The sequence below is a fragment of the Aestuariivirga sp. genome (assembly GCF_046093005.1).
Lineage (GTDB): Bacteria > Pseudomonadota > Alphaproteobacteria > Rhizobiales > Aestuariivirgaceae > Aestuariivirga.
Window position 1 is genome coordinate 1 of sequence record NZ_JBJTER010000070.1, and the last position, 25,173, is coordinate 25,173.

Annotated in this window: 24 protein-coding genes and 1 tRNA gene; 7 read left to right on the top strand and 18 right to left on the bottom strand. The window is 66.2% G+C overall.

All coding sequences use genetic code 11. The features are described 5' to 3' along the window. Positions 1-197 precede the first annotated feature (197 nt). Positions 198-272: transfer RNA gene (locus ACKOED_RS05645), tRNA-Gly, on the top strand. Between the two features lie 10 nt (positions 273-282). Here the strand turns inward: ACKOED_RS05645 and ACKOED_RS05650 are convergent. From ACKOED_RS05650 to epmA, 4 genes are all read right to left on the bottom strand, one after another. Beyond that, complete coding sequence (locus ACKOED_RS05650; RefSeq protein WP_408915605.1) at positions 283-1,881, bottom strand: N,N-dimethylformamidase beta subunit family domain-containing protein; 1,599 nt, start codon at positions 1,879-1,881, stop codon at positions 283-285. Then, positions 1,881-3,023, bottom strand: a complete 1,143-nt coding sequence (locus tag ACKOED_RS05655; RefSeq protein WP_408915606.1) for a serine hydrolase domain-containing protein — start codon at positions 3,021-3,023, stop codon at positions 1,881-1,883. The genes ACKOED_RS05650 and ACKOED_RS05655 overlap by 1 nt, the downstream gene beginning before the upstream one ends. Continuing rightward, the gene (locus ACKOED_RS05660) at positions 3,020-4,096 is read right to left on the bottom strand and encodes a Gfo/Idh/MocA family protein (protein ID WP_408915607.1); all 1,077 of its coding nucleotides are present in this window, start codon (positions 4,094-4,096) and stop codon (positions 3,020-3,022) included. Before ACKOED_RS05660 ends, ACKOED_RS05655 begins: the two co-directional genes overlap by 4 nt. 66 nt (positions 4,097-4,162) lie before the next feature. After that, positions 4,163-5,197: an EF-P lysine aminoacylase EpmA gene (gene epmA / locus ACKOED_RS05665; RefSeq protein WP_408915608.1), complete on the bottom strand. Its 1,035-nt coding sequence runs from the start codon at positions 5,195-5,197 to the stop codon at positions 4,163-4,165. Positions 5,198-5,292: 95 nt separating this feature from the next. On the opposite strand from epmA, the gene efp reads away from it, so the two are divergent. After that, a complete protein-coding gene (gene efp, locus ACKOED_RS05670) occupies positions 5,293-5,865 on the top strand; it encodes an elongation factor P (RefSeq protein WP_408915609.1) in 573 nt (190 codons plus the stop codon). On the opposite strand, the gene ACKOED_RS05675 is transcribed toward efp, so the two are convergent. From ACKOED_RS05675 to rpmH, 6 genes are read right to left on the bottom strand one after another with little or no spacing between them, the layout of a single operon-like run. Then, complete coding sequence (locus tag ACKOED_RS05675; protein ID WP_408915610.1) at positions 5,841-6,548, bottom strand: pyrimidine 5'-nucleotidase; 708 nt, start codon at positions 6,546-6,548, stop codon at positions 5,841-5,843. The two genes, efp and ACKOED_RS05675, sit on opposite strands and share 25 nt — an antisense overlap. After that, entirely contained in the window at positions 6,545-7,456 is a 912-nt protein-coding gene (gene argB, locus ACKOED_RS05680; RefSeq protein WP_408915635.1) for an acetylglutamate kinase, read from the bottom strand. The genes ACKOED_RS05675 and argB overlap by 4 nt, the downstream gene beginning before the upstream one ends. Positions 7,457-7,492: 36 nt before the next feature. Then, on the bottom strand, positions 7,493-8,134 hold the full coding sequence (yihA, locus tag ACKOED_RS05685; RefSeq protein ID WP_408915611.1) for a ribosome biogenesis GTP-binding protein YihA/YsxC: 642 nt from the start codon (positions 8,132-8,134) through the stop codon (positions 7,493-7,495). Then, positions 8,131-9,918, bottom strand: a complete 1,788-nt coding sequence (yidC, locus tag ACKOED_RS05690; RefSeq protein ID WP_408915612.1) for a membrane protein insertase YidC — start codon at positions 9,916-9,918, stop codon at positions 8,131-8,133. The genes yihA and yidC overlap by 4 nt, the downstream gene beginning before the upstream one ends. Continuing rightward, entirely contained in the window at positions 9,915-10,271 is a 357-nt protein-coding gene (gene rnpA, locus ACKOED_RS05695; RefSeq protein WP_408915613.1) for a ribonuclease P protein component, read from the bottom strand. The genes yidC and rnpA overlap by 4 nt, the downstream gene beginning before the upstream one ends. 19 nt (positions 10,272-10,290) lie before the next feature. Further along, the gene (gene rpmH, locus ACKOED_RS05700; protein ID WP_072386233.1) at positions 10,291-10,425 is read right to left on the bottom strand and encodes a 50S ribosomal protein L34; all 135 of its coding nucleotides are present in this window, start codon (positions 10,423-10,425) and stop codon (positions 10,291-10,293) included. 227 nt (positions 10,426-10,652) lie between these two features. Between rpmH and ACKOED_RS05705 the strand changes: the two genes are divergently transcribed. The 4 genes from ACKOED_RS05705 (at position 10,653) to infC (ending at position 14,994) form a co-directional block, all read left to right on the top strand. Then, positions 10,653-11,444 (top strand): TVP38/TMEM64 family protein, encoded by a 792-nt coding sequence (locus ACKOED_RS05705; RefSeq protein WP_408915614.1) that lies wholly within the window; start codon positions 10,653-10,655, stop codon positions 11,442-11,444. Beyond that, on the top strand, positions 11,441-12,853 hold the full coding sequence (locus ACKOED_RS05710) for a dihydrolipoyl dehydrogenase family protein (protein ID WP_408915615.1): 1,413 nt from the start codon (positions 11,441-11,443) through the stop codon (positions 12,851-12,853). Before ACKOED_RS05705 ends, ACKOED_RS05710 begins: the two co-directional genes overlap by 4 nt. Beyond that, positions 12,850-14,340 carry a sensor histidine kinase gene (locus tag ACKOED_RS05715; protein ID WP_408915616.1) on the top strand — a complete coding sequence of 497 codons (1,491 nt, stop codon included), beginning with the start codon at positions 12,850-12,852 and terminating at the stop codon, positions 14,338-14,340. The genes ACKOED_RS05710 and ACKOED_RS05715 overlap by 4 nt, the downstream gene beginning before the upstream one ends. Positions 14,341-14,442: 102 nt before the next feature. Beyond that, positions 14,443-14,994 (top strand): translation initiation factor IF-3, encoded by a 552-nt coding sequence (infC, locus tag ACKOED_RS05720; RefSeq protein ID WP_408915636.1) that lies wholly within the window; start codon positions 14,443-14,445, stop codon positions 14,992-14,994. Here infC and ACKOED_RS05725 read toward each other — a convergent pair. Then, on the bottom strand, positions 14,991-15,485 hold the full coding sequence (locus ACKOED_RS05725) for a peroxiredoxin (RefSeq protein WP_408915617.1): 495 nt from the start codon (positions 15,483-15,485) through the stop codon (positions 14,991-14,993). The two genes, infC and ACKOED_RS05725, sit on opposite strands and share 4 nt — an antisense overlap. Before the next feature lie 32 nt (positions 15,486-15,517). Continuing rightward, a complete protein-coding gene (locus ACKOED_RS05730) occupies positions 15,518-16,276 on the bottom strand; it encodes a protein-disulfide reductase DsbD domain-containing protein (RefSeq protein WP_408915618.1) in 759 nt (252 codons plus the stop codon). Positions 16,277-16,400: 124 nt separating this feature from the next. Between ACKOED_RS05730 and ACKOED_RS05735 the strand changes: the two genes are divergently transcribed. Then, positions 16,401-16,985 carry a YqgE/AlgH family protein gene (locus tag ACKOED_RS05735; protein WP_408915619.1) on the top strand — a complete coding sequence of 195 codons (585 nt, stop codon included), beginning with the start codon at positions 16,401-16,403 and terminating at the stop codon, positions 16,983-16,985. Here ACKOED_RS05735 and ACKOED_RS05740 read toward each other — a convergent pair. The 6 genes from ACKOED_RS05740 to ACKOED_RS05765 all read right to left on the bottom strand — a co-directional run bounded on the left by ACKOED_RS05740 (position 16,971) and on the right by ACKOED_RS05765 (position 25,173). Next, a complete protein-coding gene (locus tag ACKOED_RS05740) occupies positions 16,971-20,153 on the bottom strand; it encodes an EAL domain-containing protein (RefSeq protein WP_408915620.1) in 3,183 nt (1,060 codons plus the stop codon). The two genes, ACKOED_RS05735 and ACKOED_RS05740, sit on opposite strands and share 15 nt — an antisense overlap. 97 nt (positions 20,154-20,250) lie before the next feature. Further along, complete coding sequence (locus ACKOED_RS05745; RefSeq protein WP_408915621.1) at positions 20,251-20,826, bottom strand: GNAT family N-acetyltransferase; 576 nt, start codon at positions 20,824-20,826, stop codon at positions 20,251-20,253. A 7-nt stretch (positions 20,827-20,833) separates the two neighbouring features. Next, a complete protein-coding gene (locus ACKOED_RS05750) occupies positions 20,834-22,093 on the bottom strand; it encodes a M16 family metallopeptidase (protein ID WP_408915622.1) in 1,260 nt (419 codons plus the stop codon). Positions 22,094-22,106: 13 nt separating this feature from the next. After that, positions 22,107-23,552, bottom strand: a complete 1,446-nt coding sequence (gene thrC, locus ACKOED_RS05755) for a threonine synthase (RefSeq protein ID WP_408915623.1) — start codon at positions 23,550-23,552, stop codon at positions 22,107-22,109. Further along, positions 23,530-24,315, bottom strand: coding sequence for an SURF1 family protein (locus tag ACKOED_RS05760; RefSeq protein WP_408915624.1), 786 nt, complete (start codon positions 24,313-24,315; stop codon positions 23,530-23,532). The genes thrC and ACKOED_RS05760 overlap by 23 nt, the downstream gene beginning before the upstream one ends. A gap of 6 nt (positions 24,316-24,321) precedes the next feature. Further along, positions 24,322-25,173 (bottom strand): cytochrome c oxidase subunit 3, encoded by an 852-nt coding sequence (locus ACKOED_RS05765; RefSeq protein ID WP_408915626.1) that lies wholly within the window; start codon positions 25,171-25,173, stop codon positions 24,322-24,324.

A 25,173-nucleotide genomic window follows, 5' to 3' on the forward strand; every position in this document is an offset into this window, starting at 1 on the left:
ACGGCCAAAAACGCTCATGAACTTCATCATTCGCACAACCCCTCGGGTCTCCGTCCGGCTCATGCTGACCCCCAAAAAAAGGGCCAGCCTACCGGACAGATCGTGTGCTACCTAAACCGGTCATATCGTGTGCTACCGACATGCTGCAGGCCACCCCCTTGCCGCGCCGCCGCTCCTCCACTAATCTCCATCCCGTCGCGGGCGTAGTTCAGTGGTAGAACGGCAGCTTCCCAAGCTGCATGTCGTGGGTTCGATTCCCATCGCCCGCTCCAGTTTTCGCTCTCAGCCCAGAAACCGGTTCAGCGCATTGCGGGTGACCTGCATTACCATGTCATCCCTGCGGGCGAGACCCATGACCCAGTCGCAGGTGCCGGCGTGGAACACTTCGCCGGCACCCTGGCGGAAACTGACGATCATGCCGCAGCCGCGTTTGGTGGCCTCGACCGCCGCCGCGTCACTGCGGCCCAGCAGCACCGAGGCCACATATTCGGCATCCTCGGCGCCGAGGAAACTGCGCCCCGCCGGGATGGTCGGGCCTTCATCCAGGGTTCCGGAAAGCCCGAGCGCCAGGATCTCGATCCCTTCTGGCGCATGGGCGGGATCGGCGGGATAGGGCAGCCCGCCGCGGATTTCGTAAGGCAGGCCATCGACCTCATAGCCGAAGATGCGCGATCTGGCGCCCAGCACATCGCCATAATAAAGCCCGGTGCCGGCGAAGGCCCAATGTTCCGGCCGGTAGACCGGAAAGCCCCTGGCGCCGCGCGGCGAACAGCCGGACCACGAGGCATAGAGCCCATGCGTGGCGTTGAGCCCGAAGCTCGCCGCACCCGGCCGCCCGATCTCCGCGGCTTCCCATGATTCCGTGACCAGATGGCGCGGCCCCTGCACCATCAGCGGGTCTTCGGCGCGGGCCAGATATTTATAGCAGACCTGGCGGCGGCCTTCGTCCTCAAGCCGGATCTGCCACATGAAATTGCCGGCGAAGCGGGCAACACGGCCGCCGCGCCGGACGAACGCATCGATTACGTCGCGCATCTCCCAGGACCAGTATTCGTCATGGCCCACCAGCGCCACCGCCGCATAGCCATCGAGCAGCTCCGGCCTGAAATGCAGATCGGTCTGGCTGATGATGTCGAGGTGATAGCCCTCGGCCCCGGCCCACAGCGCGAAATGGCGCTCGAAGCTGGGCCAGCCGGTGGACATGTATTTCTTGGAATAGCCGTTGGCATAGGCCCATTCCATATGCGGGTAACGGGGTGCCGAAAACATCGGCGGGTCTTCCGCCAGCACGGCGCGCGGCGCATCGGGGGGCAGGCTCACGAAGCCTTTGGCCAGCGGCCTTGCGATGCTGAGGATGGGCGAGAACCGGTCTTTGGCGGGGCCGCAATAGCCCTGGTAATGGTTGGATCCGCCCCAGTCATTATAGGCCGTCCAGGTGGCGGTGGCGGCGATCAGCAGCAAGCGGCCGCGCTTGGCCGCGGTGAGCGGCGGGCGCAGGATGAACAGATGCTCGTGCAGCGCCGCCCCCGTGCTGACCCTCAGGATATAGACGCCCGACGGCCAGGCGGGGTCCACCGGGATGGTGAAGGACACCGGCCAGCCGCAGCCATTGACGGAGCAATCCTCCGGCGTGTCGCGCCAGGCGCCCGGCAGGGCTGACTGCCGCCACACCGTTGCAGGCGACAGGCCGTCGCGCACCAGCTCAGCGGCATAGCTGGCGGCGTTGGTGTTGACGCTCACCGCGACAGTGCCGCCGGGCGGATAGGACAGCTGATCGGAGTAGCACCAGATGCGGGTCTCAGGCGGCGAGGCAGCTGGCGGGCGCTCGGCGTAGTTGCCGAACACCGCTTCATGGAGCCAGGCCTCGCTGCGTTCGGTCATCAACGGAACTCCCTTGCGATGGCGCGGAACATGGCGAAGCTCAGCCGGTCCATCGCTTCATCGGATGGAATAGGCTGCGAGGATTGCTTCGCCACGACCAGGCCAGCATCAAAATCAATGTAGACCCACTGGCCGTGAATGCCGATGGCGCAGAGCTCCCGGCTGGAGGGCTCCGGCACATACCACTGCGATCGGTAGCGGCCTTCGGGAAAGAGCCCCGCCATCTCGCCGCGCGACCAGGCCGCCGCATCACCATTGCGGCGGATGTCGGCGATCCAGCCTTCCGGAACAACCCGGCGGCCTGCCAGGCTGCCGCCACCCAACACCATCTCGCCAAAGCGCGCGAGATCGGCGAGCGTTGTGCAAACGCCGCCGGCGCTGCGCGGCGCGCCATGGCGGTCAAGCGTGATCAGGACATCGGTGGCAGCCCCCATCGGCTGCCAGAGATGACGCGACAGCAGTGCGGCGAAGGGCGCGCCGCCCGCCCGCTCCACGACCCAGCCCAGCATATCGGAGTTGGGGGAGACATAATGAAAGCGCCAGCCATGCGGATAGGCCGCCTTCGGCAGGCTGGCGATGAAACTGTGAAGCCCTTCCACGGCCATGCCATCGCCGGGCGGGTTCCAGCCCATGGCCACCCGGTAGCGCGCCACGTCGCCCAGGGGATCGAGATAGTCCTCGGTGAAACGGATACTCACCGTCATGTCCAGCAGGTTGCGCACCGTGCAATCTGCATAGGCGGAGCGCGTTGCCTCCGGAATGTACTGCGTGACCGGCGCATCGGGATCAAGGCGGCCTTCGCCCGCCAGCACGCCGGCCAGCATGGCGGTGATCGATTTGCTCACCGAGAACACGATGTGGCGGTCCTCGGGTGTCTGGTTGATGTAGCGCTGGGCAACCACCGCGCCATGGCGCAGCACCAGAAAGCCATCCGTGTGGGTGAGGCCAAGCGCCTCTTCCACTGTCAGGCGGCGGCCCCCGGCGGAGAAACCAAGGCGCGCAAGGTCCAGCATGGGCCCGCCGGCGAGCGGCACGGACGATGCAGGCGCAGCGGCCGCCGCCACCGGCAGCAGCCGCTCGACATGGGTGAAGCCCCAGATGCTGTGCGGATGTTCCCGCCAGTTGGCCAGCGTGGCGGTCACAGCATCAACCGCCGCTCCACGGTGGGGAAGGCGCGCGCCATGTCCGGCGTTGGGTGCGAAGGATGCGGCGGCAGCGCGATCTTCTGCGAACGCCCGGTCTTTGCCGCTTCCTCGATCGCCCGCATCACCACGACGTCGGCGAGGCCGTCGCCGCCGTCGGGTTCGGGCCGCACGCCTTTCAGGATGCAATCGGAAAAATAGGCGGACTGGCCGCTGAACTGATCATATTGCGGGAAGATCCGCTCCACGGTCTCGCCGCCGCGCGTGAGCCTGAGGCTGATCGCCCGGTCGAAGCGGTAGCCGGGCGAGACCTCAAGCTGACCTTTGGTGCCGATCACGCGATACTGGTCGAGATCGTCGCCGCCGAAACTGACGAGGAACTGGCCAAGCCGGTCGCCTGGAAAGCGCAGGGTGGCGGAGACCATTTCCTCCACCTCCGCAAAGCGCGGGTCTCCCGGCGCGCTGGCAATGGTGGCGATGGCTTCGGTCGGCTCGGACCCGAACAGATGGCGCACGGCATTGACGCAATAGACGCCGATGTCCTGCAAGGGTCCGCCCCAATGCGCCGCCTTGAGGCGGTGGTTACCGGCGCCCACCGGAAAGGAGAATACCGAGCTGAACAGGCGCGGCTCGCCGATCTCGCCGCGGCGGATGATGTCGATGGCTTCCAGCGTGCCCGGCTCGGTGTGCAGGCGGTAGGCCGTCATCAGATAGACGCCAGCCTCATCCGCGGCGCGGATCATTGCCTCGCATTCGGCGGCGTCTATGGCGAGCGGTTTCTCGACCAGCGCATGGATGCCGGCTTTGGCGGCGCGGATTGCGTAATCAGCATGCATGGAATTGGGCAGCGCGATGTAGACGGCATCGACCAGGCCGCTGGCCAGCATCTCGTCATAGCGATCATAGGAATAGATATGCTTGATGCCATAGAATTCGGCGAGCTTGCCGGCATTGGCGGGGTTGCCGGAGACGATGGCGGTCAACTCGGAATTGCCGCTCTGCGCCAGGCCCGGCATGAAGGCGATCTGCGAGATCCATCCCGTGCCGACCACGGCGTAGCGCACTTTCTTCATGGGCTTTCCTCTTCTGGTTTATGAGAGAGATTAGCGCCGCGGGCGATAGCCGTCGAGGCTATATGGTCACGGAACTGGCGTCCACTGCACCTGATCGATGCTGGTGGCGCCCGCCGCGAGCATCACCAGCCGGTCGAGCCCCAGCGCCACGCCCGCCGCCGGCGGCATGATGGCCAGGGCTTCGAGCAGGTCTTCGTCAATCGGGTAGCGTTCGCCATAGACCTGCTGCTTGATGTCCATCTCGGCCAGGAAACGGCGGAGCTGCTCGGCGGGGTCGGTCAGTTCGCCGAATCCATTGGCGAGTTCGACGCCGCAGGCATAGAGTTCAAAGCGTTCCGCGACGCGCGGATCATGCCCGCTGACCCGCGCCAGCGCCGCCTCGGCGACCGGATAATCGTAGAGCACGGTCAGCCGGCCGTTGCCGAGCTGCGGCTCCACCCTTTCCACCAGGATACGGCTGAAGATGTCCGACCACGACTCATCCTTGCCGAAGGCCACGGGCGAGGCCCGCGCCAGGGCTTCGCGGTCTGGCGTGCCATCCGCCGCGACGGTGGCCAGTAGATCTACCCCGGCAGTCTTTTTGAAGGCGTCGTTGACGGTCAGCCACTCGGCCGCGGCGAAGGGTGCTGCCTCGCGGCCCCGCCAGCGGAACAGTTCCGTGCCGGCGGTTTCCGCCGCCAGCCGCACCAGCGCCAGCGCATCCTCGATGACGGCGCCATAGGCCTCGCCGCCGCGATACCATTCGAGCATGGTGAATTCCGGCGCATGCAGCGGGGTGCGCTCACGGTTGCGCCAGACATGGCCGAGGTTGAAGATCTGCGTCTCTCCGGCGGCCAGCAGCTTCTTGCAGGCGAATTCCGGCGAGGTGTGGAGATAGCGCGCGAGACGCGAACCGTCTGGCTGGATGAGCGCGGTGGCAAACCCATGCAAATGCGCCTCGTTGCCGGGCGAGACAGCGAGGGCCGCGCAGTCCACCTCAACGAAATCCCTGTCCGCAAACCACGCCCGGATGGCCGCCGTGATGCGGTTCCGCGCCATGAGCAAGGGCCGGCGGTCGGCATGGCGGCCGGGCGAGAACCAGCGGGAAACGGCGGGGGCCAAGTCTGGCAGCTCCTTGGGGGGTTGGCTTATGGAATGGCCGCTGCTAATACCGCGCGCAATCCCATCCGGCAATTCATCAGAAACGAGTGTGAGACGTGGTCAAGGTAATCGCAAGCGGTGTCCGCAAAGGCAATGTCATCGAACATGAGGACGGCAAGCTCTATGTCGTGCTGAAGGCCGAATCGATGCATCCCGGCAAGGGCACGCCCACCACCACGATCGACATGCGGCGCATTTCCGACGGCGTGAAGACGGTGGTTCGCTACAAGACGACGGACCCCGTGGAACGCGCCTTTGTCGAGACCATCACCCATTCCTACCTCTACCAGGACGGCGAGAACTACGTGTTCATGAACCCCGAGAACTTCGAGCAGATCACCGTCTCGGGCGACATGCTGGGCGACTCGGCGCCGTTCCTGCAGGAAGGCATGGAGTGCCAGATCGCCCTGTTCAACGGCACGCCGATCTCGATCGAGCTGCCGCAGCGGGTGGTGCTTGAGATTGTCGAGACGGAACCGGCGATCAAGAACCAGACCGCCTCATCCTCGTTCAAGCCGGCCGTGCTGTCCAACGGCGTGCGCACCATGGTGCCGCCGCATATCGTCTCCGGCACGCGCATCGTGGTGTCGACAGAGGACGGCGCCTACGTCGAGCGCGCCAAGGACTGATTGCCCTTCAGCCCGGCTCCGAGGTCCGCCAGGAAAGCGGCAAGATCGCCGGTGACGTGGTGGATGTGCTCCTGGCCCGATGCGCGGTTGAGGTGTTCGGCATCGTGGTTGTCAGGGCTGGTCACCAGCACGGTGGTCATGCCGAGTTCATGCGGGGCCAGCAGGTTGCGGGCGATATCCTCGAACATCGCTGACGTTCCGGGCCGGATGCCGGTCTGGCGCACGAATTTCCGGTAGGGTTCCATTTCGGGCTTCGGGATGAAGTCGGCATGCACGATGTCGAAGATATCGCCGAAATGATGGGTGATGCCGATGCGGGCCAGAACCTTCTCGGCATGCGCGACGGTGCCGTTGGTGAAGATCAGCTTGCGGCCGGGGAGCGCATGCAGCGCGGCGTCCAGCGGCTGGTTGGCGGGCACCGCCGAATGATCGATATCATGAACATAATCGAGGAAATCATCGGGCGTGACGCCATGCTCGGTCATCAGTCCGCGCAGCGTGGTGCCATGCCTGTAGAACATTTCCTTCTGGCGGCGCTTGGCTTCCACCAGCTCGACCCCCAGCCGCCGCGAGACGAACTCGCCCATCTTGACGTCGATCTGGTCAAACAGGCGGCAGGACGCCGGATAGAGGGTGTTGTCGAGGTCGAACACCCAGGTGTCGACGTGCGAGAAACCTCTCATGCGCCGGCCCGCGAAATGCGCGTGCCGACGCCATGCGGCGTCAGCAGTTCGAGCAGCACCGAATGCGGCACCCGGCCATCGAGGATGATCACGCCCTCGACGCCCGACTCGACCACCGCCGCGGCACTCTCGACCTTGGGGATCATGCCGCCGGTGATGGTGCCATCTTCGATCAGGCGGGGAAGGTCCTCGACGGTCAATTCGCTGATCAGGTTCTTGTCCTTGTCGAGCACGCCGGCGACATCGGTCAGCAGCAGCAGGCGCTTGGCCCGTAGCGCCGTGGCGACGGCGCCCGCCGCGGTGTCGGCGTTGACGTTAAAGGTCTCGCCATCGCGGCCCACGCCCACGGGCGCGATCACCGGAATGGCGTCGCTCTTCATGATGGTGTGAAGAATCTCGGTGTTGACGCGGGCCGGCTCGCCGACATAGCCGAAGTCGATTTCCATCGTCTGGCCCGTGGCGGGGTCAGTCTTCTTCTTGGTGAGTTTTTCGGCGATCAGCAGGTTGCCGTCCTTGCCGGAAATGCCAACCGCCCGCCCGCCCGCCTGCTGGATCGAGGCGACGATCGACTTGTTGATGGCGCCCGAGAGCACCATTTCGACCACCTCCATGGTGGCCGCGTCGGTGACCCTCAGGCCCTCGCGGAACTCCGGCTTCACGTCAAGCTTGTCCAACATGCGGTTGATCTGCGGGCCGCCGCCGTGAACCACCACGGGGTTCAGCCCGCAGACTTTCAGCATCACGATGTCGCGGGCGAAGCGCTGGGCCAGCGCCGGGTCGATCATGGCGTGGCCGCCGTATTTCACCACGATGATCTGGTCGTCATAGCGCTGCAGAAACGGCAGCGCCTCCGAGAGGATGCGGGCTGTGGTGGCGAGATCATCCATGGAAGTCTTTCCCTGCGCGATAAGGCCCAAGCGCCATACAGGACAACGCCGCCGGTTTCAAAGGGTCTCGACGAGTCCGGCGATTTCCGCGCGGAGTTCCGGAATACCGGCGCCGGTGACGCTCGACGTGGCGTGGATCTCCGGAAAGGCGGCGGGGTGCTTTTTCATCGCCGCCGCCACCTTGGCTGTTACCTTGGCCAGTTCGGCGGGCGTGATCTTGTCAGCCTTGGTCAACACGATCTGATAGGTGACGGCGGCTTCGTCCAGCAGGTCCAGCATGTCCTCGTCGGCCTTGAGGATGCCGTGGCGCGCGTCGATCAGCACGAAGGCGCGCGTCAGGCCCGGCCGCCCGCGCAAGTAGCCCCTGAGCACCGCCTGCCAGGCTTTTACCTCAGATTTCGGCGCCTTGGCGAAGCCGTAGCCCGGCATGTCGACCAGGGCGAGCCGGCCATTCACATCGAAGAAGTTGAGCTCGCGGGTGCGGCCCGGCGTGTTGGAGGCGCGGGCCAGCCCGTTGACCCCGGTGAGCGCGTTGATGAGTGAGGATTTGCCGGCGTTCGACCGCCCGGCGACTGCGATCTCGACAGCGCTTGCAGGCGGCAAATGTTCAAGCCCCGCCGCGCCCATCACAAAACGGCTCGGGCCGCCGAACAGGCGGCGGCCCGCGGCGATCTGATCAGCCGTAAAGCGATCGCTCAACTGGCCGGCTTCTTCTTGAGGAAGGGCAGGCTGTCGCGGATGTTGCCGAAGAAGTCGATCTCCACGCCATGCCGCTTCATGATGTAGGACTGCTGCAGGATCGACAGCGTGTTGCTCCACGCCCAGTAGATGACCAGGCCCACCGGGAAGCTCCCCAGCATGAAGGTGAAGATCACCGGCATCCAGTTGAACAGACTCGCCTGAATGGGATCGGGCGGGGTGGGGTTCAGGCGCATCTGCAGCCACATGGTGATGCCCATGATGATCGGCCAGATGCCGATCATCAGCATCAGCGGCGGAGTCCATGGAATGAGGCCGAAGAGATTGAACAGACTCGTCGGATCGGGCGCCGAGAGATCGTGAATCCAGCCGAAAAACGGCGCGTGGCGCAGTTCGATCGAGGTGAGGATCACCTTGTAGAGCGCGAAGAAGATCGGAATCTGAACCACGACCGGCAGACAGCCTGACAAGGGCGAGACTTTCTCGCGCTTGTAGAGTTCCATCATTGCCTGCTGCTGCTTCATCCGGTCGTCCGGGAATTCCTGCTTCAGCTTCTCCATTTCCGGCTGCAGCTTCTTCATCTTGCTCATCGAGGCGTAGGACTTGTTGGCCAGCGGGAACACCGCAAGCTTGACCAGCACGGTGGCGATGAGAATGGCCAGCCCGAAATTGCCGACCAGGCCCTTGATCCAGTCCAGCAGATAGAAGAAGGGCGTGGTCAGGAAATAGAACCAGCCCCAGTCGATCATATAGTTGAAGCCCTGGATCTGATGGCGGGTCTCGATGGCGTTGATGATGCGCACCACCTTGGCGCCGGCGAACAGCCGGTCGGTGTGCGAGACGCTTTCGCCCGGCTGAACGACCAGCGCATCGCGGGCAAGGAAATCAGTTTGATAGAGATCGCGGCCATCAAGCTTGCGGTGCAGGAAGCTGGCCGTTACCGGCATCGTCTGGTCCGGAATGACGGCGGCGGCCCAGTATTTGTCGGTGAAGCCCAGCCAGCCACCCGTCGTATCGGCCTTTTCCGGTTCCTGCTGCTCGGCGACGTCGGAATAGTGGATTTCCCGCAGGCTGCCGTCGAGCCAGCCGAGCATGCCTTCGAAGAACACCCAATAGCCCGCCACCACCGGCGTATCCTGGCGCTGGATGCGGGCGTAGGGAATAAGGGCGACCGGCGCCTGCGACTTGTTCTCGACCGTCTGGGTGACGGTGAACAGATATTCGTCGCTCACCTCGATCTTGCGGGTGAAGATGAGCCCCTCGCCATTGTCCCAGGTGAGGGTGACGGGGCTGTCTTCGCTCAGCACCGCGCCGGCGGGCGCCGACCACACCGTTGCCGGATCGGGAAGCTTCGCCAGGGTGCCGGTGGCGGGCACCATGCCCTGCTCGGCGAACAGCGCGCCACGTGTGCCGCTTGGCGACAGAAAGGTGATGGTCGGGCTCTTGGGATCGATGGTCTCGCGGTAGCGGATCAGATGCAGATCGTCGAAGGCGGCGCCCCTGAGATTGACCGAGCCAGAAACGAAGGGCGTTTCGATCTTGAGGCGTGGCGCCGCGGCCAGCGCTTCATCGCGGTTGATCACGCCGCCGCTGGCCGCCGTTCCCGGCACATTTGCGCCGCTTGCCGGCACCGCCTGATTGCCCGCGCCTGTTTGCGTCTGGGCGGTTTCCGTTTGTGTACTGAGCTTCTTCTGCAGCGGGCTGGCATAGAAATATTGCCAGCCGAAAATGATCAGCATCGACAGGACGATGGCGAGAAGGAAATTCTTGTTGTCGTATTTCATCGCGTTTCCTTGTCGGCCGGCGCAACGGCGGCGCGGTGCAGCCGCTGCAGGGCGGAAGTAAGGTCATTCTCAAGCTGGGAAAAGGGCCTCTCGAGGCTTTTGTCGCGGCCAATCAGCACATAGTCATGGCCGGGCCGGGCAAGCCCCGCAAGCCGCAGCCTCGCCACTTCGCGCAAGCGCCGCCGGATGCGGTTGCGCACCACGGCGTTGCCGAGCTTGCGCGTCGTGGTGAAGCCGACGCGCGGCGGGCCTTCGTCGCCGCGGCTGCGCATCTGGACGACCATGCCCGGCATGGCGGCATACTGCGCCCGGGCGGCGGCGACAAAATCCTGCCGTCGCTTCAGGCGTTCCATGTCACGTTGGGTCCGGCGCTCAGGCCGAAAGGCGCTTGCGGCCCTTGGCCCGGCGGCGGGCGATAACATTGCGGCCACCCACCGTCGCCATCCGCGCGCGGAAGCCGTGGCGGCGCTTGCGGACAAGCTTGGAGGGCTGATAGGTGCGCTTCACGTTCGTTACTCCGTATTGGGCCTTAAGGCCAATGATTCCAAAGACATACCCTGGAAAACCAAGGCGCTCCGCATGGCCTGTCGGGCAGCCGGGAGCAATTTCGACGGCGCTTATGCGGGAAGTGCGCCGAGAAGTCAACGCGGTACCGAGTCTGTGATCGAGCGTCACGCCTGCGTGACACCCCCTATCGCCGTGGCCGCCGATGGTCCAAAGGAACGGAAAGCTCCATGCCGGATACTCGCCACATAACCCCGCCGTTCGCCCGCCCCGCCCCCGGGCTGCGCCGCTGGCTGCCTGTGCTGCTGCTGCTTGGGCTGGCGGCGGCCGGCTATGCCCTGGGCCTCCATCGGTTCCTGTCGCTGACCGCCCTCGCCGAACACCGCGATACCCTGAAGCACTGGGTCGCGGGGCGGATGTTGCTGGCGCTCGCCTGCTACATGCTGCTTTACGTCGCGGTGGTGGCGCTGTCGCTTCCCGTCGCGGCGGCGCTGAGTATCGCGGGCGGGCTGCTGTTCGGCTGGATGCTGAGCGTTCCGGCCACCGTGGCGGCGGCGGTGGCGGGGTCGATCATCGTCTTCGCGGTCGTCAAGACATCCTTCGGCGCAGCGCTGGCCGAACGGGCCGGCCCATTCCTGCAGCGGCTATCGAAAGGCTTCGCCGAGCATGGTTTCAGCCTGCTGCTGTTTCTGCGGCTGACACCGATTTTTCCGTTCTGGGCCGTGAACGCAGTGGCGGGCTTAAGCCGCATGCCGCTCGGCAGTTTCATTGCCGCCACCGCGCTCGGCATCATTCCAGGCTCGGTGGCTTTTGCCCTTGTTGGGGCTGGCCTCGACAAGACCATCGATGCGCAGCTGGCGGCCCACCAGGCCTGCCTCGCTGCCGGCAAGGGCGCGGCCTGCAAGTTCTCGCTCGACGCCGCGGCACTGCTGTCGCCGGAACTCACCTGGGGCTTTGCGGGTCTCGGGCTCGTCGCGCTTCTGCCGTTGCTGCTGCGGCGGTGGCGGGGGCGCACGGCGTGACCGAAGCGCGCTACGACCTCGCGGTGATCGGCGGCGGGTCTGGCGGCCTCTCGGTGGCCGCCGCCGCCGCGCGCTTCGGCCAGAAGGTGGTGCTGTTCGAAAAGGCAGAGATGGGCGGCGAATGCCTGAACAGCGGCTGCGTGCCCTCGAAGGCGCTGCTGGCGGCGGCAAAACAGGCACAGACGATGCGCGAGGCGCAGCGCTTCGGCATCGCCGCGGTGGAGCCCCGGATCGATTTCGCGGCGGTCATGGCGCATGTGCGGCGCGCCATCGCCGCCATAGCACCTCATGACAGCGCGGAACGTTTCGAGGCGCTCGGCGTGCGCGTGGTGCGCGGGTCCGCGCGCTTCCTCGATAAGCGGCGGCTGGAGGCAGCGGGGCAGGAGTTCAGCGCCCGGCGCGTGGTGATCGCCACGGGCTCGCGCCCGGCCGTGCCGCCAATTCCGGGACTGCCGGATGTGCCGCATTTCACCAATGAAAATCTGTTCCTGAATGAGGTACTGCCCGCCCACTTGCTGGTCATCGGTGGCGGACCCGTCGGTCTTGAAATGGCCCAGGCCCACCGGCGTCTGGGGTCCCGGGTCACCGTGATCGAAGCGGCCGTGCCGCTGCCGCGCGATGATCCTGAGCTTTCCGAGGTCGTGTTGCGGAAGCTCAGCTCCGAGGGCGTGGAGATCATGGCCGGTGCGACGGTCGCCCAGGTCGCATGCCGCGATGGCCAAATCTATTTGGAACTGGACGATGGGCGCAATCTCACGGGCTCGCACCTGCTGGTTGCCGCCGGACGGCGGCCCAATGTCGAAGGGCTCGATCTCGACAAGGCCGGCGTTGCCTTCACCGCTGCGGGCATCACCGTCGACAAGGGATTGCGCAGCACGAACCGGCGTGTCTATGCGGTGGGTGACGTGGCCGGCGGGCGCTTCACCCATGAGGCGGGCTACCAGGCAGGAATCGTCATCCGCAATGCCTTGTTCGGCCTGCCGGCGCGCGCCAGCGCGGTCATCCCGCATGTCACCTACACCGATCCGGAACTGGCCCAGGCCGGTCTCACCGAGGCGGAGGCCCGCGCCCGCCATGGCGCTGCTGTGTCGGTGCTGCGCTGGCCGTTTGCTGAAAACGACCGGGCCCGGACTGAAGCCTGCACCGATGGTCTGATCAAGATCGTAACAGGCCGGCGTGGCTTGATCCTGGGCGCGGGCATTGCTGGTCCGGGGGCGGGAGACCTGATCCAGCCCTGGCTTCTGGCGCTGGACCGCGGCCTCGGGATCGGCGCCATGCTGGGGCCGGTGCTGCCCTATCCGACCCGCGGCGAGGCTGGAAAACGCGCCGCACTGGAATATTTTGCCGGTCTTGCATCCAACCCCCGGGTGCGGAGCGTAATAAGGATCGTCAACAAGCTCCGGCCATGACCCAGGATACAGCAACGCCGCGTCTCGCCGGCCCCGGCCCGTTAAGGGGCCTCTCGGGCAAGTTGCTGGCGTTGACGGTGATCTTTGTGATGCTGGGCGAAGTGCTGATCTTTCTTCCGTCGATCGCCAATTTCCGCATTCAGTGGCTGAAAGGCCGGATCGCCCAGGCCGAGATCGCGGTGCTGGCCGCCGCGGCCGCGCCCGGGCGGATCGTGGCCGACGATCTGCGCGGCGAAATCCTCAAGGGCGCGGGGGTGATCGCCGTTTCGCTCGATCGTGGCGAGCCACGTCAGCTGACGCTGAAGAGCGACAGCGGCCCCGCCGCGGCCGCCTCCTATGACCTGCGCGAGGCGCGCTGGCTGCCGGCCATCGCCGATGCCTTCGCGGTGATGCTGCGCGGCGGCGAACGGACGATCGCGGTGACCGACACGCCGCCCAGCTTGAGCGGCGGCATGATCGAGGTGACGCTCTACGAATCGCATCTGCGCGCCGCCATGCTGCGCTTCGGCGTCAATATTCTCCTGCTATCCATTATTCTTTCCGGCATCGTCGCCGGGCTGGTGTTCGGGGCGTTGCACGCGGTGCTGCTGCGGCCGATCAAGCGGCTCACCCGCAACATGGTGTCGTTCCGCGAGAACCCGGAAGACCGTTCGCGGCTGATCGCGCCTTCGGCGCGCGATGATGAAATCGGCATGGCCGAGCGCGAACTGCACGGCCTGCAGTCCGAGCTTTCGGCCATGCTGCAGCAGAAGACCAGGCTCGCGGCGCTGGGGCTGGCGGTGTCGAAGGTGAGCCACGACCTGCGCAACATGCTGTCCTCCGCCCAGCTGATCTCGGACCGCCTGGCGATGAGCGAAGACCCCACCGTCAAGCGCTTTGCGCCGAAGCTGATCGCCAGCCTCGACCGCGCCATCTCTTTTCTCTCCCAGACGCTGCGGTTCGGCCGCGCCGACGAGCCGCCGCCGGCCCGCGAGATATTCCGGCTCAAGGACCTGGCCGACGAGGTGATCGATACGGAAATCCTCCAGGCCTCGGACCGCATCGTGCTGTTCAACCAGGTGCCCGTGGACCTCGAGGTCGACGCGGACCGCGACCAGATGATGCGGGTTTTGACCAATCTCCTGCGCAACGCGATTCAGGCGCTCGATACCCGGACTCCCGCCGATGGCGGCGTGCCCGACGGCCGGGTTACGATCAAGGCCCGGCGCGACGGCAGCGTGGCGGTGATCGACATCGCCGACAACGGCCCCGGCATTCCTGCGCAGGTGCGGCCGCGGCTGTTCGAAGCCTTTCAGAGCGCCGCCAAGTCCGGCGGCGTGGGTCTGGGCCTGGCCATCGCGGCGGAGCTGGTGCGCGCCCATGGCGGCGAAATCCGGGTTGCCGAAACCGGCCCCGGGGGCACCGTGTTCACCATCCGCCTGCCCGGCCGGGCCGCGGAACTCCGCCGTGGCCGGCGGGGCGCCAGACGCCAGGCGCTCGGTGCTTGACGCGGGCACCACAATCAATGTCTATAGCGGACGCAACCAAACCAAGGGGCTGCTTCGCTTCCGGAGCCAGTCCCGAACACAGGAGCCGAAGACCACTTGAGCATTCCACCCAGGAGGCCGTTAAGCCGCGGAGCCGCCCCCCCGCAAAAGGAAGAAGGACACAGGATCAACAATCGCATCGAGGCCCGTGAAGTGCGCCTCATCGGAGCCGACGGCCAGAACGTCGGCGTGGTGCCGGTCCGCCAGGCCCTGATGATGGCCGAGGAAGCCAATCTCGATCTCGTCGAAATCTCGCCGGACGCCAAGCCGCCGGTGTGCAAGATCCTCGACTATGGCAAGTTCAAGTTCCAGGAACAGAAGAAGGCGGCCGAGGCCCGCAAGAAGCAGAAGGTCATCGAGATCAAGGAGATCAAGATGCGCCCGATGATCGACGACCACGATTATGACGTGAAGATGCGCGCCATCCGGCGGTTTTTCGAAGAAGGCGACAAGGTCAAGGTCACGCTCCGCTTCCGCGGCCGCGAAATGGCGCACCAGGAACTGGGCCAGCAGCTGCTCGACCGGGTCAAGAAGGACACGGCCGAGATCGCCAAGGTCGAGTCCGAGCCGCGCTTCGAAGGCCGCCAGATCGTCATGGTGCTGGCGCCGCGCTAAGCGAGCCCCTTGACCGTCTCCAGCATGGTCTCGGCGCTCGAGGCATTAACGCCGCGCTCGGTCTCGATGTTGAGCGCCTTGACCACGCCGTCATCGACCAGCATGGCATAGCGCCGCGAGCGCAGGCCCATGCCGGCCGAGGTCAGGTCGAGTTCAAGCCCCGCCGCCTTGGCGAACTCGGCGTTGCCGTCGGCCAGCATCGTCACCTTGCCCTCGGCGCCGGAGGCCTTGGCCCAGGCCTTCATCACGTGAATGTCGTTGACGGCGGTGCAGGCGATGGTGTCGACGCCGAGCGCCTTGATGGCGTCATGGGCGGCGATGAAGCCCGGCAGATGATTCATGCTGCAGGTGGGGGTGAAGGCGCCGGGAAGCCCGATCACCACCACCTTGCGGCCACCGAAAATCACATCGGCGGGCATTTTCTGCGATCCGTCGGCGGTGGCGACGGTGAATTCCACGGCGGGCAGCTTGTCTCCGGGCTTGAGGGTCATGGGCGTGTCTCCTTGATGTCTGATGATGCGTTCTAGCCGATCCGCACGGTCTGTTCATAGCCCTTGCCGCCCGCCACATAGGTGAGCCTCAGTTCGGCGCCCGCAAGCGTCGCGGGATCGGCGAGATTGCTGACCGGCAGCCAGGCGGTGTGGCCGTCCGCGGAAAATCGCGGCGCGTGGAAATAGGCGGAGCCCTTGGCTTCGACGAAGATGTCGTCAAGCGGCGCGGCAAGCGCCAGCTTGAGCGCCGGTTTGCCGTCTTCGACCACCAGGCTGGCCGCGGTCACCGCGGCGCCGGGGGCTGGCAGCGCTTGCCGGGCCGCCGTGACGCGCGCCGTTCCCAGCGGGTCTCGCGCCATCGGCCCCAGCCTCAGCGAGGCCGAGGCGCGGGCGGGGATGCAGATGTCCTTGCAGACGCCGAAGAACAGATCGAGCTTGAGGTCGAGCTCGGTTGCCGTGCCCGCCGACACGGTGACCGGCAGCAGCACCTGGCGGTCATAGCCGATGGTCTCGCCGCTGGCATCGGCATGGCGGGCGGGCGCCGGGAACTGCACCGTGACGTCCGCCGGAACTGAGGCCGTCCAGGTGAATTCCGGCGCCAGGCCAGCCTCGCCCGGCATGCGCCAGTAAGTCTTCCACCCGGGATCGAGCTCGATCAGCACGCCGGCGTGCCAGGCCTTGCCGTCACAATCATCGCCCACCAGCGCCACGCGGAACGGCTGTTTCTCCGCGAATGACGTGGAGAAGGCCAGCAGCAAGGATGCGCAGGCGATGGCGGTGCGGCGGATCATGCCCCCTTATGGAAGAATTCGGCGCGCCCGCCAATATGCCGGATGGCGCGCCGGCGTTCCGCACAAGTGATTTCCACTTGCCCGCCTGATGCGCTAGTCTGATCGGGCGTGGAAGGGAAATGGCATGACTGACAATCCCTATCTCGACGGACAGCTGCTGATTGCCATGCCGGGCATGAGCGATCCGCGTTTCGACCGGAGCGTCATCTACATGTGCGCGCATTCCGAACAGGGCGCCATGGGGCTGATCATCAACAAGACGACGCCGATGATGAGTTTCGGCGACATGCTGTCACAGCTCGACCTGTTGCCGGGCGAGGCCCAGGAGCCGCCGCGCGAGTTGATGGCCATGCCGGTTCTTTATGGCGGGCCGGTGGAGCAGGGACGGGGCTTCGTGCTGCATACCAGCGACTATTTCGCCGTCAATTCAAGCCTGCCGGTGTCGGAGACGATCGCGCTCACCGCGACCGTCGATATCCTGCGGGCCATGGCCCAGGGCCAGGGGCCGGACCGCGCCATTCTTGCGCTGGGCTATTCCGGCTGGGCGCCGGGGCAGCTCGAGAACGAGATCCAGCATAATGGCTGGCTCACCTGCGCGGCGGATGACGAGCTCGTATTCGGGCTCGCCTTCGACCAGCGCTACGTGGCGGCGCTGCGCAAGCTGAAGATCGATCCGGCCATGCTGTCGAGCGAGTCAGGCCGCGCCTGAGGCTTCTTCGGGCAGGTCTTCCAGAAGGCTCACCCGGCGCTGCCGTTTGCGCTGCCGCGGCGCGGGTGGCGGCATCTGTTCCTCGCCGGCGGTTTGCGCCTCCGTGGTGTCCGCTGCCGTCTCCGCGGCGGCTTCCGAAGTTTCTGAAGCCTCGGGCGCCGGCACAACCGGCGGCGGCGGTGGCTTCGGCAGGTCTTCGGCGGTCACCCGGATCAGCTTCGGCAGCGGCGGCGGATCCTTGAGGCCGCGCTCCCACAGCCAGGTGATGGCGGTGCGGCCGGACGACCTCGCATAGGGAAGCCCGGCAAGCGCGTCGCTCACCTGTTTCGCCGTCAGAGGCTTGCCGATGAAGAAGCCCTGGCCATAATCGCAGCCGAATTGGCCCAGCCTGTCCACCTGCTCCTGGCGCTCAATCCCTTCCGCGACGATGGTGAGCCCCAGCGCATGGCCCATGCCGATGATCGCCTGCAGGATCACCGAGGCGCGCTCATCCTCCGCCTCGGGGCCGATGAAGTTGCGGTCCACTTTCAGCGTGTCGAAGGGCAGCTTGCGCAGGCTCGACAGCGAGGAGTAGCCGGTGCCGAAATCGTCGCAGGAAAGCCCGACGCCCAGTTCGCGGAAGCGCTCCAGGATCTGCTGGGCGCGTTCGGGATATTGCATGACGAGTGATTCGGTGACCTCGATCTTGAAGCTGCCGCGCGCCAGGTTCTCGCGGCCAATGATCTGCTTCACGTCGTCAATCAGGCTGGGCTCGATCAGCTGCGATGAGGAGATATTGACCGCCACGAACAGGGGCTCCGCCGCGCGGTAGGCGCGCTGCCAGATGCCGAGCTGGCGTCCCGCCTCGTTGAGCACCACCCGCCCGATGTCGCGGATCATGCCGGTTTCCTCGGCAAGGCCCAGGAAGCTTTCCGGCGCAAGGAGGCCGAGGCCCGGATGACGCCAGCGCACCAGCGCCTCGAAGCCCGCGAGCTGCATGTCGGCAAGCCTTGCGATGGGCTGGAAGTGGACCTCGATCTCGTTGCGTTCGATGGCCCGGCGCAGTTCCGCCTCGAGGATCACCAGTTCGGCGCGGTCGTCGACCATCTCGGGGTTGAACAGCTCCACCGCCTCCGCCCCCCGGCGCCTCGCTTCGTAGAGGGCCACGGCGGCTTCCTTGAGCAGCCGTTCGGCGTCCTGCGAAGGCTCGCGCACCTGGGCGATGCCGATCGAGGCGGTCAGGAAGAATTCATGCTCCTCGAATTTGATCGGCCGCGCCACCGCCTTGATCAGCGTCTGCGCAAAGTTCTCCACGTCGCGGCCGTCCGCCCCTTCCTGGAACAGGATGGCGAACTGGTCGCCGGGGAACCGCGCCACCGTGTCGGCCTGCCCGGTTTCGGCCTTGAGCCGGCGGCCGATCACCGAGAGCAGCGTATCCCCCGCCTCGTGGCCCATGGCGTCGTTGACCATCTTGAAGCGGTCGAGATCGATGAGCAGGACGAACAGGCCGGAGGCTTCGGCGGGGCCCGCGGCCTCGATAGCCCGGTCAAGCCGGTCCACGAAAAGTGCCCGGTTGGGCAGCCCGGTCACCATGTCATAGACGGCGTCCTGCAGCAGCCGCTCCTCGGCGATCTTGGCGGCGGTGACGTCGGTCAGCGTGCCGATGCAGCGCGCCGCCCGCGATCCGCGGCCGGCGATCGAGCGGGCCCGGAGCTCGAACCAGCGATAGCCGCCGTCGCCGTGGCGCAGGCGGAACTTGCGTTCGATCGGGCGGCGCCCGTCGCTTGCCGCCCGCGCGACGGTGGCCAGATAGGCGGACCGGTCGGCCGGATGCATGGCTTCAAGGAAGGCCTCGCCGGTCACGCCTTCCTGGACGGTCATCTGCTGGCCCAGCGCGCGGCCGATCTCCGGGCTGACGAACAGTTCACCCTCGTCCGGCTGCCAGTCCCACACATAGGCGCGGGCGCCGGCCAGCGCGAGTGTCTGGCGGCCGGCCTCGCGGAAGAAGTGGCGGGAGAGATAGCCTTGCGTGAAGGCATGGTGGGCGAGCACAAAACCGAGGATCACCAGCACCACGCCCAGGCCCGCCATCATCACGGCGGAAATGCTGGAGCCGGGATTGGCGGAGAAGGCCGCCAGCATGGCGAGCAGCGTCCACAGCAGGATGGCGCCGGAACTGATCACCGCCGTCTCGGCCTTCACCTCGCCCTTCCACCACAGCGCCAGGATCAGCACGAAGCCCAGCACGGCGGCTGCCACAAACACCGCGCGGGCGATGGCGGTGGCCATCAACGGTTCGGCGAAGGCATAGATGGGGATGGCCAGCGCCAGCCCCCCGGCCAGCAGCACCAGGTTTCCGGCCAGACGGGAGAGCCGCGGCAGGTCTGAGAGCATGGCCAGCAGCAGGATCAGGAATGCCGCCATCAGACCTTCGATCACGGCGCGCAGCACCGGCATGGTGAGCGCCGGCGGCGAGAGATAGCCGACAACCGGCGTGAGGTGCCCTGCCTCCAACAGCAGGAAGCCGATCGAAGCCACCGCGAAGCCACCCGCCACCGGAAACAGGAGGCGCGCCCGGAAACCGTGCAGCAGGAACAGCGCCAGCGCGATCAGCACCGAGACGCCGAGCAGCGCGCCGCGGAAGAAAGAGAGATAGTCCTTGTGCGTGTCATAGGCGTCACGCTGCCAGAGGATCACCGGCAAGGGCCCGGGCGTCACCTCAAAGGCCACCGCCGCGGAGCCGCCAGGCGGCAGGGTCAGGAGAAAGGCGTTCTCGCCCGGCACCTGCAAGGGCTCCAGCCGCCCATCGCCCGCCACGGCCGCGCTGATCACGCGCTGCCCCGCCAGCCGCGCCGGATAAAAGCCCGAGCCGGTGATGCCCTGCTGCGGAACCGCCAGCACGACGGTGCGCGGTTCAGCACCGCTATTCAAGAAGCCGGCCGCAACCCAGTTGTAGAGCGGTCCGGCCCCCTGGGCAGTCAGGCTCATCTGGGTGCGCAGCGCCGTGCGGGCATCGGGACGTTCGATGAGGATGTTACGCTTATCAGTCTGGAGGCCGGCCAGATAGCGCGCCAGATCCTGCTGGGCTGCCGGCTTGGCGATATCGACGATGTCGATGGCAAATCCGGGCCGCGCCAGGCCGCAGAGCGTGGCGGCCAGCATCACCGCCGCCACCACCCATCCGAGCAAGCCACGCCCTCGCCGGTTCTTCCCCCGTTTCATGGCGGCAGCTAAGCGGGCTCCCGTCCCGATTGCAAGAAACATGGCGCCGGACCCGCCCTCGTGGTTACTCTGCCAGCCTGGCGAACAGCAACTGGTCCCGCCAGACGCCGGCGATCTTGAGATAGCCGCGGGCGAGCCCCTCCTGGGCGAAACCGCATTTGGTCAGAAGTCCGATCGAGGCCCGGTTGTCAGGCAGGCAGGCCGCCTCGACGCGGTGCAGCGCCAGGTGCCGGAAAGCCAGGCCCAGCATCAGCCGCACCGCCCCGGTCATATAGCCCTGGCGGGCGAAAGGCTTGCCGATCCAGTAGCCAAGCGTCGCCGTCTGGGCGACACCGCGCCGCAGGTTGGAGAGTGTGAGCGCCCCGGTCAGGGCCCCGGTCTCCTGATCGAAGATGAAATAGGGATAGGCCAGATCGTCGTCGATGTCGCGCCAGTATTGCCGGATGCGGCCCCGGAAGGCGGTGCGGGTCAGGTCATTGGCGGGCCAGACGGGCTCCCACGGCGCCAGGAACTCGCGGCTCGCGGCCCTGAGCGCCGCCCACTGCTCGTAATCGCTCATCTCCGGCACCCGGATGAAGACGCGCCCGTCACGCAGGCCGGGCGGCGGGTCGATGGCGAATGGCGAGCGGAGGAAGGCCATGCCGGGCTTACGCGAAAGGCCTGGCGATGGTTTCGTAAGCTGCCAGCCCGCCGATGTGGCCCACGGCGCTGAAGGCGGGCTTGCGGTGGCTGAACAGGCGCAGCGCCAGATCCCGCACCTTTTCCGGGGTCACCGCCTCGATCTTCGCCACCAGGGTTTCGATGCCCGGCACCTCGCCGAACGCCAGGAACTGGCGGGCGATCTGGTCGGCGCGGGCCGACGCGCTTTCGAGGTTCATCACCAGGCTGGCCTTGAGCTGCGCCTTGGCGCGGTTCACCTCGGCCTCGGTCACCTGCGCGGCCACCGACAGCATCACGTCTGACGTGAGGTCCAGGAGTTCATTGGCGTGCTCGGGCGAGGTCGCCGCATAGACGCCCACCTGGCCCGCATCCTCGAAAGCCGAGCCGAAGGAAAACACGCTGTAGCAGAGGCCGCGTTTCTCGCGCACTTCCTGGAACAGCCGCGAAGACATGCCGCCGCCCAGGATGTTCGAGAGCACCTGCAGCACATAGATGTCCGGATCGCGGTAGCCCGGCGCCTCGAAGCTCAGCACCAGATGCGCCTGGTCCAGCGGCTTTTCCGCCGTGCAGGCGGTGGGCTGAAAAGAGGGCGTCTCGCGCTGCGGGCTGGTTCCTTCCGCGAGATTGCCCAGCAGCCGCTCAGCTTCCGCCGCGAAGGCCTTATGGTCGATGTGGCCGGCGGCCGCCACCACGATGCGCGAGCCCCAATAGTGGCGGTTGCGCCAATCGAGGATCTGGTTGCGGCTCATGGCCCCGATCAGCTGTTCGGTGCCGAGGATCGAGCGGCCGAGCGGATGGGCGCCGAAACTCGCCGCCTGCGCAAGGTCGAACACCAGATCGTCGGGCTGGTCATGCGCCGCGGCGATCTCCTGCAGGATGACGTCGCGCTCGCGTTCGAGTTCCTCGGGGTCAAGCGCGGGCGAGGTGAAGATGTCGGCGAGGATGTCGAGCGCCAGCGCCCAGTCCTTCCGCAGGACGCGGGCATAATCGGTGGTGGTCTCCATGCCGGTGGCGGCATTGATTTCGCCGCCCGCCGATTCGATTTCCTCCGCGATGGCGCGCGCCGAGCGCCGGGGCGTGCCCTTGAAGGCCATGTGTTCCAGGAAATGGGCAATGCCGTTTTCCTCGGCGCGTTCGTCGCGGGCTCCGGCCTTCACCCAGATGCCGAGCGCCACCGTTTCGAGATGCGGCATGTGATGGGTCACCACATGGAGGCCGTTCGGCAGGCGGGTGATCTCGACGCTCATCCCTCGGGTTCCCCTACGCCTGCTGCCGCTCGAGAATGTAGTCGCGCACCCGGGCCACGTCATTGGGCAGCACGGTAAAGCGTTCCGGCGCGGTCATCATGCCGGCGAGCCGCGGCGGCAAGGCGGGCCTGATACCGCAGGCCTTCTCGACCGCATCGGGGAATTTCGCCGGATGCGCGGTGGCCAGCGTCACCATGGCGCTCGCCCGGTCCTCGAGGCGGCGGGCCACGCAATAGCCCACCGCGCTGTGCGGGTCGAGCAATTCGCCGGTCTGCGCCAGGGTCTGGCGGATGGTGAGCGCGGTGTCTTCCTCGGTTACGGCGCCGGAGCCGAATTCATGGCGGATCTGGTCAAGCTCGCGGTTGCCGATGGTGAAGGCGCCCGACTGCGCCAGCCCCGCCATCAGATGGCGCACGGCATAGGGATCGCGGCCATGAACCTCGAACAGCAGGCGCTCGAAATTGCTCGAGATCTGGATGTCCATTGACGGGCTGGAGGAGGCCTTCACGCCCTTCATCTCATAGCGCCCGGTTTGCAGCGTACGGTCGAGGATGTCGTTGACATTGGTGGCGATGATCAGCCGCACCGCCGGAATGCCCATGCGCTTGGCGACGAGCCCTGCGAAGATATCGCCGAAATTGCCAGTGGGCACCGCGAAGCTGATGTCGCGGCCAGGCGCGCCGAGCGACAGCGCCGCCGTCACATAATAGACGGTCTGCGCCATGATGCGCGCCCAGTTGATCGAGTTGACGCCGGCAAGCCCCACCCTGTCGCGGAAGCCGTGGTCGTTGAACAGGGCTTTGACGATCGCCTGGCAATCATCGAAGTTCCCCTCGATCGCGATGTTGTGGACCGTGGGCGAGTCGACCGTCGTCATCTGGCGGCGCTGCACCTCGCTCACCCGGCCGAAGGGATGCATCATGAACAGGCTGGCATGATGCGAGGATTTGAACGCCTCGACGGCGGCGCCGCCGGTGTCGCCGCTGGTGGCGCCGACGATCGTTGCGCGCGACCGGCGCCTGGCCAGCGCCCAGTCCATCAGCCGGGCCAGCAGCTGCATGGCCACGTCCTTGAAGGCCAGTGTGGGCCCGTGGAACAGTTCGAGCAGCCATTGATTGTCATCGAGCTGCTTCAACGGCGCCACCGCCGGATGGCCGAAGCTGCGATAGGCATCGGCGATCATGGCGCGCAGCTCGGCTTCCGGAATGGCGCCGCCGATGAACGGATGCATGACGTGATAGGCCACGTCCTCGTAGGGAACACCCCTGAGGGCGGCGATCTCGCGGGTTGAAAGTTCAGGCCACTGGGCAGGCACATAGAGGCCGCCGTCGCGGGCGAGCCCGGTGAGCAGAACATCCTCAAACCCAAGTTCTGGGGCCTCGCCCCGGGTCGACACATAACGCACCGGCCTTGCCCTCTCGCGCTTCGAGGGTCCTTTAGCCCCGCGGGCTGGGGTCATCAAGCGGCGGTTTCTGGCGCTTGCGGAGCTCGCGGATGTAGAAGCCCGCCACCGCGAGCAGGGTGCCGGCAAGGCCGAACCAGGTGATGGCATAGCCCAGATGATTGTTGGCCAGCTTCGCCTTGGGCGCATCGGGCCGGGGGAATTCGCCCCTGGCCTCGCCGGGCGCCAGCTGCAGCACATAGGGAAACGGCTTGGCGCCCGCGGGCAGGCTGCTGGCCGCCAGCATGGCGGGCACGTCCCACCAGTACCAGAGATTGGCGGCGGGATCGTTCTCCGGGTCATAAGTGCCTTTTCCGCCGCGATAGGCGCGGATGACGCCTTCGATGGTCACCTCGCCACCCGGCCTGGCGAAATCCTTGAGCCGGTTGTCCGGCAACCGGCCACGGTCGACCATCACCGCCCAGCCATCATCGCTCACCGCCGGGGTGATGATGGTCCAGCCCTGACCGCCGTCATAGGTGGTGATCATCTTCTTCCAGGAATCGTGCAGGTAGCGGCCGGTAAAGGCCACCCGCAGAAATTCTGGGTCCTCGCCCTGCGCGGCGATTTCGACGGCGCGCGGCAGGCTGACCGGCGCGGCAAGCGCCTTGGCCTCCAGCTGGGCGATCAGCGCCTCTTTCCAGACGAGCCTTTTCACCTGCCACACGCCGAGCGACAGCAGGATGGCGGTGCCGATCAGCGTGGCAAGGATGACCGGCCAAATGCGCGGCACGCGGCTGGTGAGCGGCGCGGACGATGTCCCCGATGGCAAGACCGTCAAGACCGGTCAGTGCCCGGCGATCACCGCGCCATGCGAGCCCCAGATGTAGATCGACGCGAACAGGAACAGCCACACCACGTCCACGAAGTGCCAGTACCAGGCGGCGGCCTCGAAGCCGAAGTGCCGCTGCGGCGTGAACTGGCCCTTGGTCGCGCGGATCAGGCAGACGATCAGGAAGATGGTGCCGACGATCACATGGAAACCGTGGAAGCCGGTGGCCATGAAGAAGGTGGAGCCATAGATGTTGCCGCCATGATCGCGGCTGAAGGCGAAAGCCGCATGCGCATATTCGTAGCCCTGCACCGCGGTGAACAAGAGGCCCAGCAGCACGGTGGCCCACAGGCCGTTCTTGAGGCCCTGGCGGTCATTGTTGAGAAGCGCATGGTGCGCCCAGGTCACGGTGGTCCCCGACAGCAGCAGGATCAGGGTGTTGATCAGCGGCAGGTGCCAGGGGTTGAACACCTCGACGCCTTTGGGCGGCCACTCGCCGCCCAGCGCGGCGGTGCGCGAGGCCTGGATCGCCTCGCCGGGGAACAGGCTGGCGTCGAAGAAAGCCCAGAACCAGGCGACGAAAAACATCACCTCGGAGGCGATGAACAGCAGCATGCCGTAGCGCATGTGCAGGTCGACGACCGGCGTGTGATCGCCCTTCTGGCCTTCCCTGATCACGTCGCGCCACCACATGAACATGGTGTAGAGAACGCCGGCCAGGCCCAGCAGCATCACCGCCGGATTGGCGCCATGCATCCAGCGGACAGCGCCCACCGCAAGCACGAAGGCTGCGATCGAGCCAACGAAGGGCCACGGGCTTGGATCAACCAGGTGGTAATCGTGGTTCTTTGCGTGGGCGTCTGCCAT